8 protein-coding genes are annotated in these 16,009 nt (G+C 51.1%); 7 read left to right on the top strand and 1 reads right to left on the bottom strand.

Annotated features, from left to right (window positions below):
• Positions 1-49 precede the first annotated feature (49 nt).
• Positions 50-1,363, top strand: coding sequence for a DUF4397 domain-containing protein (locus Q8O77_RS02765; RefSeq protein ID WP_305551340.1), 1,314 nt, complete (start codon positions 50-52; stop codon positions 1,361-1,363).
• Between the two features lie 67 nt (positions 1,364-1,430).
• Here the strand turns inward: Q8O77_RS02765 and Q8O77_RS02760 are convergent, their stop codons facing one another.
• Complete coding sequence (locus tag Q8O77_RS02760; protein WP_305551339.1) at positions 1,431-2,900, bottom strand: OmpP1/FadL family transporter; 1,470 nt, start codon at positions 2,898-2,900, stop codon at positions 1,431-1,433.
• Between the two features lie 310 nt (positions 2,901-3,210).
• On the opposite strand from Q8O77_RS02760, the gene Q8O77_RS02755 reads away from it, so the two are divergent.
• From Q8O77_RS02755 to Q8O77_RS02730, 6 genes are all read left to right on the top strand, one after another.
• Positions 3,211-4,281, top strand: a complete 1,071-nt coding sequence (locus tag Q8O77_RS02755) for an efflux RND transporter periplasmic adaptor subunit (RefSeq protein WP_305551338.1) — start codon at positions 3,211-3,213, stop codon at positions 4,279-4,281.
• 77 nt (positions 4,282-4,358) lie between these two features.
• Positions 4,359-7,613 carry an efflux RND transporter permease subunit gene (locus Q8O77_RS02750; protein WP_305551337.1) on the top strand — a complete coding sequence of 1,085 codons (3,255 nt, stop codon included), beginning with the start codon at positions 4,359-4,361 and terminating at the stop codon, positions 7,611-7,613.
• Positions 7,610-10,663 carry an efflux RND transporter permease subunit gene (locus tag Q8O77_RS02745; RefSeq protein ID WP_305551336.1) on the top strand — a complete coding sequence of 1,018 codons (3,054 nt, stop codon included), beginning with the start codon at positions 7,610-7,612 and terminating at the stop codon, positions 10,661-10,663. The genes Q8O77_RS02750 and Q8O77_RS02745 overlap by 4 nt, the downstream gene beginning before the upstream one ends.
• 360 nt (positions 10,664-11,023) lie before the next feature.
• Positions 11,024-11,581, top strand: coding sequence for a TMEM165/GDT1 family protein (locus Q8O77_RS02740; RefSeq protein ID WP_305551335.1), 558 nt, complete (start codon positions 11,024-11,026; stop codon positions 11,579-11,581).
• Between the two features lie 174 nt (positions 11,582-11,755).
• Positions 11,756-12,877, top strand: coding sequence for an efflux RND transporter periplasmic adaptor subunit (locus Q8O77_RS02735; protein WP_305551334.1), 1,122 nt, complete (start codon positions 11,756-11,758; stop codon positions 12,875-12,877).
• A gap of 36 nt (positions 12,878-12,913) precedes the next feature.
• Positions 12,914-16,006: an efflux RND transporter permease subunit gene (locus Q8O77_RS02730; RefSeq protein WP_305551333.1), complete on the top strand. Its 3,093-nt coding sequence runs from the start codon at positions 12,914-12,916 to the stop codon at positions 16,004-16,006.
• The last annotated feature ends 3 nt before the right edge of the window (positions 16,007-16,009 follow it).

Raw genomic sequence — 16,009 nt, 5'->3', positions numbered from 1 at the left:
GTAAATCCTTACCCTGAGCCGGTATTACACTACCCTCAGGAAGGATCACATGAAATCAGTTTATTCCGTATCGCTGCTGGCCTTAGCCACCGTATTTGGCCTGGCCGGCTGTGGTGGCAGTAGCAGCAATGACGATGCTACTGCAGACAGCTACATTCAGTTTTATAACGGTGCTGCAGTATCGGCGAACACCTTACTTAAAGCCGGTGACACTAATGCCGGCACGGCAACCTTTGGTGATGTCAGCACCCTTACTGCTTTTAAACCGGATACTTACACTGTAGAGCTGAGCGATGTGGCCAGCAACAGTGAGCTGCTTAGTGATGAAATAACCCTGAGCAAAGGTGATAAAACATTGTTGCTGTTAACGCAAACTGATGAGCAGTACGACTATTTAAGCCTGAGCTTTAAGCGCGATCAGGAGCTGGATAAGCAATTTAACCTGTATTTGGTGAATTTATCCGATCAGTATCCGCAGTTAGATGTGCATTTTGCTGCTGAAAATAAGCCCTTTGCTGATGCGGAATTAGTTGACTCATTAAGCCGGCATGAAATCAGTGCTGTAGTAACCAAAGACACCGGCAAGTTTAATATCTTCCTTACCTTGGGCGGCGCAACCACCCCGTTATTTATGGCTGAGGCGGTAAACTTTGCTTATGAGAACAGCTATGTGTTGGTTATTCGTGACAAGCATGGCCCTTTAGCAGATCAATTGTCAGTAGATTTGGTGCTGAATTCATCCAGTGTACTGGCGTATAACCATGTTGATGCCGGTGCGCAATTCCGGGTTTATAACAGCCTGGCACAGCCGTTAGAGGTGGCACTGGATAACAATGCCGTTGCCAGTCTGGCTGCGGGTCAGTTAAGTGATTATATTACCGCAGAAAAAGGCGATTACAGTGTGTCTGCACGCGATGGCGCCGATGCATTGTTATTAAACAGTGCGTTGCTTAGCCTGGCGGCGGGCGAGAGTAAAACGGTGCTACTGTACAACGACGCTGATGCCAATACCGAAGCGCTGAGCGTAACGGAAAAAGACAGCCCGCAACTGCAAACTCATGATGTCAGCGTAGCCAACCTGGTGCCGGATTTTGAAAAGTTGCAGGTGTATTTTGTGCGCCAGAATGAAACCATTGCCAATGCTAAACACCACATTAAAAACCTGGAGTTTAAAAAGCAGCAATACATCAGCCTGGCAAAAGATTATTACGCTATAGCGCTGGTGCATGTGGCCGAAAACGGCAGCACCACGTTGCTGGATAAAACCGACAGCATGATGCTATCGCCCGGTGAGCATTATTCTCTGCTGGCCGAGCAAGATGCTGCTGCGCCATCCGGTTATAAGTTAAAGCTGGTGCATTAAGCCGGCTGCTTAACAACAAAAAAGGCGATCAGATGATCGCCTTTTTACTTTTTATAACCAGTCAGGTTTAGAAGCTGTAATTAGCCTGAATAGCAAACAGCTGGCCTTTATTGCTGTAATCAGCCTGGTAGCCGCTGTTATACAAGGCTTGGTCCTGCACATTGTACTCACGCTCATTTACGTTAACATCGCCGGTAAACAGGTAACCGTAAGCAAAGTCCAGGCTCAGGTTATCAGCAAGTTGCCAGTTGGCACCAACCGTTAGCCATACGCGGTCATCGGTGGGGATGCGGGCGGTTTTATGGCTTTGGCCAATCGGGTTTTCATCATAAGCGACACCGGCTTTTAACGTTACATCGGCTTGGTAGACATAGGTAGCACCAACTGCGAACGACCAGCTGTTTTGCCAGTATTCCGGAATATAACCAATGTAGCCTTCACTGTTCAGGTTTGGTGGCAATTGCGTATTTAAAGAAATGCTTGGGTTGGCATCGGTGCTGACAATATCAATGCTCTGAAACTCGCTCCACTGGGTCCAGGCGGCGCTGAACTGTAAAGATAACGCTTCGGTAACCTGCTGATCCAGGCTAAAGGCAGCGCTGGCCGGTGTAGTCAGGTTAAGCTGGCTGCTTTCGGTCAAACGGCTGTTGGCAGCCAGTTTACCGGTGCTCAGATCAATCGCCGGCAGGTTAGGCGCAACTACAGCAAAGTTTGGATTGCCAACCACGTTGGCACCGGTAATCGGCGTATTGGTGATCACTGAATCACCTTTTAATGTATAGCGCACCGCTGAGTGCCAGGTTAAGGCTAACCGTGTGCCTTTTACCGGTTCACCATGAATGCCCAAGGTGTAACCAAAAGCAATATCGTCGCCTTCCACTTCGTAGTGGCTGTTGCAGTACGCATCGTTATACACCGGCATACCAAACATGGCATTGGTGGTGGCTTCACCCAGTTCACATAAACCGCTGTGATCTTTAAATTTAGATAAGGTACCTTCAGCGCGGTTGATGGAAATACCGGCACCAACCGACCATTGCTCATTCAGTTTATAACCGATGGCAGGTTGCAGGCTTAATACCTGTACGGCGGTTTCATCGGCAAAATAGCGGCCGACAAAGTCGTCGTCGTAATCAGATGACAAACCAAAGGGCACATAAAAACCGATACCCCAGCTTAATTGTTCTGACACTTTGTCGCTGTAAAACACAAAAGGTACCAGTTCGTTCAAACTATTTGCGCCGTCAGTACGACCAACTACAGACTGGCCGTTAGCGCTTTGTGCGCTGGCATTGCGGTAATTGGTTTTAGCGCTGATCAGGTTTAAGCCTCCGGATAACTGCGCACCGTCCAGTTGGGTAAGGGCCGCAGGGTTGGAGTACACCAGACTGGCGTCGGTAATTTGCGCGCCACGGCCGGCGTAAGCATTACCCATGCTGCTGACCGATTGTTCAAACAATTTATAGCCTTCAGCGTGCGCCGGCACACTGACAAGCGCGGAGATAACGGCTAAGGAAACGGCGGTTTTTCTAATCATATATACATACCCTGTTGAATGTAAAAAGACGGCAGTATAAACAGGTCAGACCTTAGAGTACATGCTCCAGCCCGCAATTATTTGTGGCTTGGTCCCGGTAGCAAATGTAAATGTTATCAGCCTGATAATGATTTAAACGACTAATAGTTAGTGATTTTGACCAAATTTAATTGGCAGACTAAGCGAATATAAAAATGAATTTATTTTATGTAGTTGAAATTATTAATGAATTAGCGATAATCACGGCTGGCACGGCTGCTGCATTAGCAATCTTAACTTGCTCAGTTTTTTGTTTTCCAAAGGATGAATAATGAAAACTTCACACCATTTTAAACTTACCGCTGCTGCTGTGATGCTGGCCAGTGCGTTATTAACCGGCTGTAACCAGGCTAACAGCTCAACCAATGCTACCGAAGCCGAAGCAATAGTGGCGATTCCGGTTGAAGCCGCCCTGGCACGGCGTGGCGAGATCAGCAGCAGTTACCACACCACCGCCACCCTGGAAGCCCGGGCTGAAGCAGAAGTGATCAGCAAAGCTACCGGCATAGTGCAGCACATTTTGGTGGAAGAGGGCGATAAAGTAGAAGCCGGCCAGTTGTTGGCGCAGTTAGATAATGAACGCCAGCAATACAGCCTGAACAAAGAAAAAGCCGAATTAAGCCGCCTTGGCAGCGAGTTAAAGCGCATGGAAGAAATGTATCAGCGCAAACTGATCAGTGCCGATGTGTTTGAAAAACTGCAATGGCAATATGATGCGCTGCAAGCCACGGTAAATATGGCCGAACTGGCCTTAAGAGAAACCGACATTCGCGCACCGATCAGCGGTGTTATTTCGCGCCGTTATGCCAAAGTAGGCCAGCTGGTTAATCAGCATGCTACGCAGTCGTTATTTCATGTGGTGTCGAATCAGCAGTTAGAGGCCGTAGTGCATTTACCGGAGCAGCAACTGGCGCAAGCACGGGTTGGCCAAAACGCGGTATTACAGTTTGCCGGCATGACACCGTTTAACGCAGAGTTGATCCGTATTTCTCCGGTAGTAGATGCGTCATCCGGTACCGTGCGTGCCGTGTTAAAAGTGGCCAACACCGGCCAGCAGTTAAAACCCGGTATGTTTGCTCAGGTGCAGTTGCAGTTTGATGTAAAAACTGATGCCTTGTTACTGCCCAAGCGCGCACTGATGACTACCGACAATACGCAAACCGTGTTTGTGATCAGCAGCGACAATAAAGTAAGCCGCAAGCAGGTGCATTCAGGTTATCAGTCTGACAGCGCAGTAGAGATTTTATCAGGCCTGGAGCAGGGCGACCAGGTGGTCATTGCCGGCCAGTCAGCGCTGAAAGATGAGGCGCTGGTGAATGTGGTTACCGTAAGAGAGTTCTGATCGTCTAAACCGGTTCTTAGTTAAGTGATTTAATTAAACAACAAAAACAATAAACTACGCTCACAGGACATGACGCTATGAAGCTGGTAGATACTGCCGTAACCCGCCCCGTTACCATCTGGATGTTTACACTGGGTATTTTACTTTTTGGTCTGGTGGCCGCCGGCCGCCTCGCCGTGAACTTGCTGCCGGACTTATCTTATCCGTCGTTAACCGTGCGTACTGAGTTTATCGGTGCCGCCCCGGCCGAAGTGGAACAACTGGTTAGTAAACCTATTGAAGAAGCAGTCGGCATTGTTAAAGGTGTGCGCAAGGTACAATCGGTATCGCGTTCCGGCCGCTCTGATGTGGTAATGGAATTTGAATGGGGCACAGATATGGATCTGGCCGCGCTGGAAGTGCGCGAAAAGCTGGATGTGTTGTTACTGCCGCTGGAAATAGACAAACCACTGCTGCTGCGCTTTAACCCCAACCTCGACCCGATAGTGCGCCTGGCATTAAGCCGTGAAAATGCCGGCGAAGCCTTAAACCCGGCGCAGCTGGTTAGCTTGCGTACCTTTGCCGAGGAAGATTTACGCCGTGCACTGGAATCCTTACCCGGCGTGGCAGCCGTGCGGCCCGATGGTGGCTTAAGCCAGGAGATCCAAATTCTGGTCGACCCGCAAAAGCTCAGCCAGCTGCAGTTGGACATCAGCCAAATTACCAACCGCTTACGCGAAGAAAACCTGAATCAGGCCGGCGGCCGGTTGGAAACACCTGCCTATGATTACTTAGTGCGCACCATTAACCAGTTTGCCGATTTACGCCAGATTGAAAACCTGTATGTCGCTCAGGTTAATAACAGCCAGGTGCGGTTAAAAGATATTGCCGAAGTACGCGACAGCTTTGTCGACCGGCAAAGTATTACCTATGTTGACGGCAAAGAAGCAATAGAAGTCGCCATTTATAAAGAAGGCGATGCCAATACAGTACAGGTAGCGAAAACCCTGTTGGCGCAACTGCCGCAATTGGAAAAAGCCTTACCGGCTGGTTACCGTTTAACCCTGGTGTATGACCAGTCAGAATTTATCAAGCAAGCCATAGACGAAGTAAAATCTGCCGCTGTTATCGGCGGTTTACTGGCGATGCTTGTGCTGTATCTGTTTTTGCGCAATGTTTGGGCCACGCTGATCATCTCGGTATCGATCCCCGTGTCGGTTATCGCCACCTTTAATTTGATGTACGGTCAGGGTATTACGCTGAATATGATGAGCCTCGGTGGTATCGCACTGGCAGTGGGCTTGTTGGTGGATAACGCCATAGTGGTGCTGGAAAACATTGCCAGGCATAAAGAGCAGGGCAAAGGTGCCTTTGAGGCGGCAAAAGCCGGTACCAGTGAAGTAGCGATGGCGATTACCGCATCTACTTTAACCACGGTAGCGGTGTTTTTTCCGCTGGTGTTTGTCGAAGGTATTGCCGGCCAGCTGTTTCGCGACCAGGCCTTAACGGTAACTTTCGCGTTGTTGGCTTCCTTAGTGGTGGCGTTAACTCTTATTCCTACCATGGCGGCGCGTGAGCGCAGCGCTAAAACTAACGCTGAAGCTGCGGTTTCGCAAAGTAATGCAGTTGAAATACGTCGCTGGTATTACTGGCCAACCTGGCCACTGCGGATGCTGGGGAAGGCTTTACGCGGCCTGCTGTTGCTGCTGGTTACCGCCTTAACGCTGCTGTTTCGTTTGATCAGCCGCAGCTTAGCGCTGCTGTTTAAACCTTTGCTGATAGCTGTACAATGGCTGTTAACCGGGCTCGAAGCCATCTATCGCCGTGCTCTGGCCGCTGCGCTGCAGTTAAAAGGCCTGACCATTGCTGTAACGCTGTTGGCAGCCGGATTGTGCTTTGCGTTGTTACCGCGGCTGGGCGCAGATGTGATACCCGCCATGAGCCAGGGCGAGTTCTATGTTGAAGTGCAGTTACCGGTAGGCAGTGCCATTGAGCAAACCGATAAAGTACTCAAGCAGCTGGCAGTCATCGCCGGCGAACAAAGCGTGGTAAAACGCAGTTATGCCCAGGCCGGTACCGGCGCGCAGATGACAGTAGACCCGGGCATTGGTGGCAGCCACTGGGGCCGGCTGAATATTGTCTTGCAGCCGGGCAGCAGCACTGAGCAGGAGCAAGTGGTGGTTGCTACGCTGCGTGATTATTTGGCGCAGCAGCCGGATATTACGGTGAAAATTGACCGGCCACAGCTGTTTAGTTTCTCTACACCATTGGAAGTGGAACTGTCGGGCTATGAGCTGCCACAACTGAAAAGCGCCGCTGATAACCTGGTGGCGGCACTGGAAGCGGACGGCCGTTTTACCGATGTTAAAACCAGCCTGCGGCCGGGCCAGCCTGAGATCACGTTGTATTTTAACCATGGTCTGTTATCCCAGCTGGGGATGAACTCGCATGATGTCGCCAAACGGGTGGCGGCCTATGTCGGCGGTGAGCTGGCCGGGCAGTACTCGGTGAACGATCGTAAAGTGGATATCCGCGTGCGGTTAGCCGAGCAGTATCGTCAGACTGAGCAGCAGCTGGCGCAGCTGATCATTAACCCGGGCAGTGATAAACCGTTGCCGCTGTCGGCAGTAGCTGAAATAAAACGCGAAACCGGCCCCAGTGAAATTACCCGCATTGGCCAGCAGCGTGTAGCTGTGGTTAGCGCTAACCTGGCCTTTGGCGATTTAGAACAGGCAACACAAAGCGCCACGGCTATAGTAGCAGCGCAAAGCCTGCCATATGGTGTAACGGCAGCAGTAGTGGGCCAAAGCGAAGAGATGCAGCGCGCTTATACCTCCTTGACCATGGCGTTATTGCTGGCGGTGTTTCTGGTGTATTTAGTTATGGCGTCGCAGTTTGAAAACCTGCTGCAACCGCTGCTTATTCTGTTTACAGTGCCACTGGCCGGCGCCGGCGCCATTTTGGGCCTGTGGCTTACCGACACGAGGTTATCGGTCATTGTGTTTATCGGTTTGATTATGCTGGCCGGTATAGTGGTGAATAACGCCATTGTATTGATTGACCGCATTAATCAACTGCGTGCAGAGGGTGTAACGCTGACGCAGGCGATTATTGAAGCCGGTGCCAGCCGTTTGCGGCCGGTATTAATGACCACTTTAACCACCATATTGGGCCTGTTGCCGATGGCACTGGGTACCGGTGATGGCAGCGAAATTCGCGCGCCTATGGCCATTACCGTGATCTTTGGCCTGGCGCTGGCGACGATGCTGACATTGTTGTTTATTCCGGTGCTGTATGCGCTGGTCAGCCGTGACGAGGCCGTAAAAGTGCACGCAGCGGAGGCGACAGTATGAATCAGCAACCGTTGTGGCTGACACGGCTGGCGCTGACACGGCCGGTCACTATTTGCATGCTGTTTTTGTCGATGCTGGTATTTGGCATTATCGCCAGCCGCATGCTGCCACTGGAGAAGTTCCCGGGCATTGATATACCGCAGATTTTTATCAATGTGCCGTACAACAATGCCACGCCAACCGAGATTGAGCGGCTTATAACGCGGCCGGTGGAAGAAGCGCTGGCCACGGTAACCGGGGTAAAGGAAATGCGCTCCTGGTCAAATGAAAACAGCGCTGAAGTGTCGCTGGAGTTTAACTGGGAAGAAAACATTAACAGTAAAAGCATTGAAGTGCGCGAGCGGCTGGACAGCATCCGCCATTTGTTGCCGGACGATGTTGAACGGGTACTGGTGTTTCAGTTTAATACCAACGATATGCCGATTTTTCAGCTGCGTATTTCCAGTGAACGCGACCTGGCCATGGCCTATGATTTGCTGGAGCGACAAATAAAACGCCCGCTGGAGCGGGTGCAGGGCGTGTCTAAGGTTGAACTGTACGGTGTGGAAAAACGCCAGGTGATTATCCGGCTGAACCCGGACAAGATGCGCGCGTTAAATATTGATGCGCAAAGCATAGTGCGTACCTTGCAAAGTAATAACTTTGCCATGACGGCCGGCGAGCTGCGTAACAGCGAAAACAGCATACTGATTAAGCCGGTGGGCGAATATCAGCAGTTGGAAGAAATCGCCTCGTTACCACTGCGGCCGGGCTTGAGCCTGCGTGAGGTAGCCACGGTGCAACTGGAGCTGCCGGAGCGCGAGGATGGCCGCCATCTGGATCAAACCTATGCCGTGGGCATGAACGTGTTTAAAGAGTCCGGCGCTAACCTGGTCGAGGTTGCCCGTGCGGCGCTGGCGGTAGTAGAAGCGGCAGATAAAGATCCGGCGTTTAACGGTATCAGTTTATACATTATGGATGATACGGCCGATGGCGTAACCACCTCGCTGGCAGACTTACTCAGTGCCGGCGGTATTGGCGCCTTGTTATCTTTTGCCGTGCTGTATCTGTTTTTACGCCATATCGGTACTACCATGGTGGTGGTGCTGGCGGTGCCGGTGTCGATTTGTATTGCGCTTGGCGTGATGTATTTCTTTGGTTACAGCCTGAATATTTTAAGCATGATGGGCCTGATGCTGGCCATAGGTATGCTGGTGGATAACGCTGTGGTGGTAACCGAAAGCATCTTTCGTGAGCGCTCACTGGGCGGCGATGTAAAAACCGCCACTGCACGCGGCGTGCGCCGTGTCAGCCTGGCTGTGGTAGCCGGTACTGCCACTACGGCTATTGTGTTTTTGCCTAATATTGTCGGTCAGAAAATGGAGTTGACCATCTTTTTAGAACATGTGGCCATTGCTATCTGTTTGTGTTTGGCGGTCAGTTTACTGATGGCGCTAACCTTGATCCCACTGTTAACCACGCGGTTAAATATGCAGGCACAAAAAGAGCATCAGGCCGGCGCTTTTGAACGCGGCTATCGTAAGGTGCTCAGTTGGGTGATGTACCACCCGCGCTGGTCGGCATTTTTTGCCATAGTGCTGCTACTCAGTATTGCCATTCCTATGGGCGGTGTATCAGGCGGCGATGAAGACAATGAAGATAGCGACCGCATCTTTTTAAATTACAACGTGCAGGGCAATTATGCGCTGGCAGAAGTGGAAGCGGAAGTCAGCACCATGGAAACCTATCTGTATGCCAACAAAGACAAGTTTGATATTGAGTCGGTGTACAGCTATTACCGCTCCGGGCATGCCATTTCTATCATTATTTTAAAACCGCAGCTTAGTCAGCCGATGGCCGGGTTAAAAGAGGCGATTCGCAAAGACTGGCCGCCGCTGGTGCGCTCGAAGCCGTCCTTTGGGTGGGGCAACAATGGTGGTATGCAGGTGCATCTGCTGGGCAGCTCCACCGAAGTATTGCTTGAACTGGCGGGCGATATAGAGCCGATGTTAGCGGCCGTTACCGGGCTGGAAGATGTCAGCTCGGAAATTGCGTTGGGCCAGCAGGAGCTGCAAATAACGCTGCAGTTAGAGCAACTGCAGCGCCATGGCTTAACCGCGCAGCAGGTCGCCGGTGCGGTAGCGTTGGCACTGCGCGGTACTAATTTGCGTACCTACCGCAGCCAGGAGCAGGGCGAGCTGTTAATGCGGGTGCTGTACGATGAAAAAGTCAGCCATTCGCTGGCAGAGCTGTCGGCGTTGCCGATTTTAAATAAAGATGGTGTGGTAATAAGCCTGGAGCAATTGGCGAAGCTGACGTTTGCCCCCAGGCTGGATCAGATCCGCCGCTTTGACCGCCAAACCGGTATTGCTATCCGGATGAACCTGGCTAAAGACTACAAAATGGATACCGCACGCGAAGACATCAAAAAGGTGATGGATCAGTTAGCGCTACCTGCCGGGTATCGTTGGTCGTTTCAGGGCAGTTTCCAAAGTCAGGACGAGTCGCAACAGGTGATGCTGGTGAATATGTTGCTGGCGGTGGCAATGATTTATATCGTGATGGCCGCCTTATTTGAATCCCTGCTGTTACCTACGGCAGTAATTGGCTCATTGTTGTTTTCGCTGGTGGGGGTGTTCTGGACCTTCCTGTTTACCGGCACCACCATGGGTATTATGGGCATGATAGGCATGCTGGTACTGATGGGCATAGTGGTAAACAACGGCATAGTATTGGTAGACCGGATAAACCAGGACCGGCAGGAGCAGCCGGAGGCGTCACTGCGAGAGCTGATTATTCATGCCAGTGAGTCGCGCTTACGGCCAATACTGATGACGGTATCCACCACAGTGCTGGGCTTACTGCCACTGGCGCTGGGCGGTACGCAAATTGGTGGCGACGGCCCAAGTTATGCGCCAATGGCAATTGCCATTATCGGTGGCTTGCTGTTTTCTACCTTAACCAGTTTGGTGCTGGTGCCGCTAACCTACTGGGGCCTGGTTAACCTGACCGCCGGCTGGGCTAACTGGCGCGGCCATGCCAAACGTTGGGCCGATAAAGTCTGGGCCTGAGGATAGCTCTGTCCTGATTAAGCATGACCGGTTTGCTCTAAATCAACCGTTGGAGGCCATGGATGGCCGGAATCGAGCCTCATGGATGATTTATGGCGTGTTGATGTGAGCAAACCGCGTCATGTGCGACCTGCTGATTAGCGCTTTACAGCAGTGGGCAGACTGATTAGAATGCGCGCGTCCTTAAGGGAGTAATCTGCTGCTGTGTTACACCGCAGCGCTATGGTCAACATACTTGTGCCACCTGCACATGGCCTTAGCGTTCAGCGCCTGCTGAATTGATGAGACTTAAGACACAATACCGGCCCACTGCGGGAGCCGGTGCTGTGTCTTATAGTTATTCCCGCTAAGGTGTTGTAGATGGAAGCCTTATTCTCCTCGTTTACTGCTGTTGCTATTGCCGAAATCGGCGATAAAACTCAGTTATTGTCGTTATTTCTCGCCGCCCGGTTTCGTGCCAAAGGCGCTATTATTGCCGGTATCTTAGTCGCAACTTTACTTAATCATGCTGCGTCAGCCTGGCTGGGTGTTTGGGTAGCGCAGTTTATTCCGGCCAACTGGCATAACTGGTTGCTGGGCGGCAGTTTTATCGCGGTTGCGCTGTGGTTGCTTATTCCGGATAAAGACGACAGCGAAGACACCGGCGTATTGCGCTATGGTGCCTTTGCCGCCAGTTGTATCTTGTTTTTCCTGGCTGAAATTGGCGATAAAACCCAGATTGCCACCGTGTTGCTGGCGGCCAGCTTTAACGATGCCGTCTGGTGGGTCATTTGGGGTACCACTTTGGGCATGTTGGCGGCAAATGTGCCGGTAGTGTATGCCGGCAGTTGGTTGATGCAGCGCATACCGTTAAATATCGCCCGATACTGCGCCTGTGCTGTGTTTATGGTTATTGGTTTGCTGATTATTGTTCTGTGAGAAAAATAGCAGGCGTGCTGCGCTGCGCCTGCTTTATTTGTTACATTTTTCGTCATAATCTTATCGTTATCTTGTTGTAGAATAGCGGCCGCTATTATTGTGCTGATCTTGTTACGCATTAGCGCTGTATTAATGCAAACACCCTTGTCTATTAGGTACTATCTGGTTGAATTTATGAATAAAATCAAAGCTTTTTTTATCGCTGTTGTACTGCTGCTTGTGGTGTTTGCTGTACTGGCCGGTGTAAAGGCTAATCAAATTATGATGATGATTGAGTCGGGTGAGCAATTTGTGCCGCCACCGGAGTCGGTTAGTGTCACCGCAGTAGAGCGGCAAAGCTGGAGCAATCATTTTTCGGCTACCGGCACGGTATTGGCAGACGAAGGGGTAATGATTTCTGCCGAAGTGTCCGGCAAGGTGAAGAAAATCAGCTTTAAAAATGGCGCTTACGTTGAGGCTGGCACTGTACTGCTGGAGCAAGAGTCCGGCAACGAGCAGGCTCAGCTCAGAGCCGCATTGGCAAGACTGACGTTGGCGCAACAAAACTATAATCGTTTGCTGGAGCTGCGCCGCGATAAAATTGCCACCCAAAGCGAGATGGATGGCAGTAAACAACAACTGGATTCTGCGCAGGCCGATGTGGATAGTTTGCGCTCTACCTTAGAGAAAAAAGTGTTGCGTGCGCCGTTTTCCGGCCGGTTGGGCATTCGGGTGGTGGATGTGGGCGCCGATTTACAGCCCGGCTCAGAGGTTGTATCGCTGCAAGCCAGTAATGCCGTAAGGGTTAACTTTCCGGTACCACAGCATAAGCTGAAGCAAATACGCATCGGCCTGCCGGTTAGCGTCAGCATTAATGACGCCGCTGTGGTGCTGCAAGGTGAGGTTACGGCCGTTGCGCCTGAGCTTAACAGTGCCAGTCGCAATGCTATTGTGCAGTCGGTGTTAGCTAACAAAGATAATGCGTTGGTGCCCGGTATGGCGGTTGCGGTGAAAGTGACGTTAGCGCAGCCTTCGGATGTGTTGGTTGTGCCTGCGACAGCGCTGATTTATGCCCCTTACGGTGACACGGTATTTATTGTCGAAAAAGCGGCAGAAGGCGAAGGCTTGGTGGCCAGGCAGCAGTTTGTGCGCTTGGGGGCATCCCGCGGCGATTTTGTTGAGATCCTCGACGGCGTAAAAGCGGGCGACGAAGTGGTGACATCAGGTGCCTTTAAACTGTTTAACGGCCAAAGTGTGATTAAAACAGACAGCCCGGCACCAAAGTACAGCACCACACCTGCACCGGCTGATGCCTGATATCGGTTAGCTTAAAAGTAGAGCATTGAGATAATTATGAAATTCACCGATATTTTTATAAAAAAACCGGTATTGGCTATAGTGGTAAGCCTGCTGATCTTACTGGCGGGTTTTCAGTCGATGAGCAATATGACGGTGCGGCAGTATCCGCGCTCTGATATTGCCGTGATTAAAATTACTACTGTGTATGTTGGCGCGAATGCGGAACTTGTGCGCGGCTTTATTACCACGCCGATAGAGCGGGCTATAGCCTCAGCCGGTGGCATAGATTACATCGAATCGCAAAGCACCATGGGGGTGTCGACGGTTACTGCTCACTTGCAGCTGAATTATGATCCGCTAAAAGCGATGACGGAAATCAGCGCCAAGGTAAACCAGGTACGCGGTGAGTTACCGCCGGAGTCTGAACTGCCGTCTATTGCCGTAGAAGCCGCAGACAGCCAGTTTGCCTCGGCGTATTTAAGTTTCTCCTCCGATATTCTGGAGCAAAACCAGATTACCGAGTTTTTAAGCCGCTCAGTGCAGCCGCGTTTAATTGCCATTGCCGGGGTGCAAAAAGCAGAAATTTTAGGCGGCCGCACCTTTGCTATGCGGATTTGGTTAAAGCCGGAGCAAATGGCGGCGTTTGGGGTAACGGCGTCAGATGTGCGCCAGGCGCTGGGCGACAACAATGTGCAGGCTGCCATTGGCCAGACGCGCGGCGCTTATACCCAGGTGAACTTGCGCGCCAACACCGACATGAAAACCGTGGATGAATTTAAGCGCATAGTGTTACGCCAGAATGCCGACGGTGTTATCCGCCTGTCCGACGTGGCAGATGTCGAGCTGGGGGCAGACGATTACAACACTAACGTTAACTATTCCGGCGAGACAGCGGTGTTTATGGGCGTGTTTGTGGCGCCTACTGCAAACTCGCTGGATGTGATTAAAGCGGTTACCGAAGAGATGGCGCTGATCCAGTCGGAGTTACCCTCCGGTCTCACCGGTGAAGTATCTTACGATGCCACTAAATACATTCAGGCCGCAATTGATGATGTGCTGAAAACGCTGGCCGAAACCTTGCTGATTATCGTCATAGTGATCTTTTTGTTCCTCGGTTTCAGCCGTTCAGTGTTAATCCCGCTGGTAGCTATTCCACTGTCACTGATTGGTGCGGTGTTTATTATGAAGGTGTTTGGCTTCTCGCTAAACTTGCTGACCTTATTATCCATTGTGTTAAGCGTAGGCCTGGTGGTGGATGACGCCATTGTCATGGTAGAAAACATTGAGCGGCATATTCAGGATGGTTTAAGGCCGTTTAAAGCCGCCATAGTGGCTGCACGCGAGCTGGGCGGGCCCATTATTGCCATGACAGTTACCCTGGTGTCTGTTTATGTGCCTATTGGCCTGCAAGGTGGTTTAACCGGTACCTTATTTCGTGAATTTGCCATTACGCTGGCCGGTGCCGTGACTATTTCCGCCATTGTGGCGATTACGTTATCGCCGATGATGGCGTCGAAAATGCTCAAGCCGCACAGCAGCTTAAAAGCACCGTTGGATGGCATTTTTAACCGCTTTAAGCACTTTTACAGCCGGCAGTTGGATAAAAGCCTGAATAACCGTATCGGCGTTTATGTGTTCTGGATTGGCATCAGTGCGCTTTGTGTGCCGTTGTACAGCATGTCACCAAAAGAGCTGGCGCCAACCGAAGATCAGGGGGTTATTTTCGGTATTGTCGACTCGCCGGCCAACTCCACGGTTGATCAGTCTTCCTTCTATGGTAAGGCGGTAAATGAAGCCTTTATGTCGGTAGAAGAAACCGACTTTACCTTTCAAATTACCTTCCCCACCGGCGGCTTTGGCGGCATGGTAACCAAGCCCTGGGATGAGCGTGAGCGCACGGTATTTGACATGATGCCGGAGGTGCAGCAAAAACTGTCGCAGATTGCCGGGGTACGAATTCTGCCTATCACGCCGGCAGCATTGCCCGGCGGCGGCAATTTTCCGGTTGAGTTTGTTATTACCTCCACCGCCAACTCAAAAGAGATATACGAGTATGCGTTGCAGCTGGAAAAAGTGATGCGTGAAAGCGGCACCTTTCCGTTTCAGCTGATTGATATGAAGGTGGACCAACCCGAGTATCTGCTGAATATCGACCGCGAAAAAGTGGCCGATTTAGGCCTGAATATGCGCGATGTAGTCAACGATCTGGGTACCTTATTAGGCGGTGGTTATGTAAACCGTTTTAATATGGCCGGGCAAAGCTACAAGGTGATACCTCAGGTAAAACGCAGCGAGCGGTTAACGCCGGAAAGTTTAACTGATCTATACATTACCGGCCCGGCCGGAGAGATGATTCGGGTAGATCAAGTAGCCAGCCTTAGCCACAGCACAGTGCCGCGCAGTATTAACCGCATGCAGCAACTTAATGCAGTTAAAATCAGCGCCGTGACAATAAAACCGCTGGATGAAACGCTGCAATACCTGGAAGCGGAAGCGAAGAAGATTCTGCCGGCCAATTATTCTGTTGACTATACCGGTGAGTCGCGGCAGTTAAAGCGTGAAGGTAATACCTTTTTGCCGGCGTTCCTGTTAGCCATTACGATGATTTTTCTGGTGTTAGCGGCGCAGTACAATAGCTTCCGTGACCCTATGGTTATTTTGTTAGGCTCAGTACCAATGGCATTATTTGGTGCCCTGGTATTTACCTTCTTAAAAATACCGGCGCCGATGCCGCACTTTACCGATGCCTTTACCAGCACGTTAAATATTTACTCCCAGGTAGGGTTGGTGACGTTAATCGGCCTGATCGCCCGTAACGGTATTTTGGTGGTGGAGTTTGCCAATAAGCTGCAAGAGCAGGGCAAAGCCAAGCTGGACGCTATCCGCGAAGCATCAGTATTACGCTTGCGTCCTGTTATGATGACCAGCCTGGCAACCATTGCCGGCCATACCCCGCTGATATTTGCCACCGGTGCCGGTGCCGGCGCGCGTAATTCAATTGGTATAGTGTTGGTACTGGGTATGACTATCGGTACCTTGTTTACGCTGTTTGTATTGCCGTCGGTATATATGTTGATTGCCAAAGATCACAGCAAAGACCGCACAGTAACAGAAGATGAAGCGCAGCTGAGCGCAGACTCTGTCTGATAC

The sequence above is a fragment of the Rheinheimera sp. genome (genome assembly GCF_030690345.1).
Lineage (GTDB): Bacteria > Pseudomonadota > Gammaproteobacteria > Enterobacterales > Alteromonadaceae > Alishewanella.
The sequence above is the reverse complement of the archived record's forward strand: the minus strand, read 5'-3'. Positions and strand labels throughout refer to the sequence as shown.

Excerpts from the sequence above, each read along its gene's own strand:
- Q8O77_RS02740 (WP_305551335.1), top strand. The coding sequence starts at position 11,024 with ATGGAAGCCTTATTCTCCTCGTTTACTGCTGTTGCTATTGCCGAAATC.
- Q8O77_RS02760 (WP_305551339.1), bottom strand. The coding sequence starts at position 2,900 with ATGATTAGAAAAACCGCCGTTTCCTTAGCCGTTATCTCCGCGCTTGTC.
- Q8O77_RS02755 (WP_305551338.1), top strand. The coding sequence starts at position 3,211 with ATGAAAACTTCACACCATTTTAAACTTACCGCTGCTGCTGTGATGCTG.
- Q8O77_RS02765 (WP_305551340.1), top strand. The coding sequence starts at position 50 with ATGAAATCAGTTTATTCCGTATCGCTGCTGGCCTTAGCCACCGTATTT.
- Q8O77_RS02735 (WP_305551334.1), top strand. The coding sequence starts at position 11,756 with ATGAATAAAATCAAAGCTTTTTTTATCGCTGTTGTACTGCTGCTTGTG.
- Q8O77_RS02750 (WP_305551337.1), top strand. The coding sequence starts at position 4,359 with ATGAAGCTGGTAGATACTGCCGTAACCCGCCCCGTTACCATCTGGATG.
- Q8O77_RS02730 (WP_305551333.1), top strand. The coding sequence starts at position 12,914 with ATGAAATTCACCGATATTTTTATAAAAAAACCGGTATTGGCTATAGTG.
- Q8O77_RS02745 (WP_305551336.1), top strand. The coding sequence starts at position 7,610 with ATGAATCAGCAACCGTTGTGGCTGACACGGCTGGCGCTGACACGGCCG.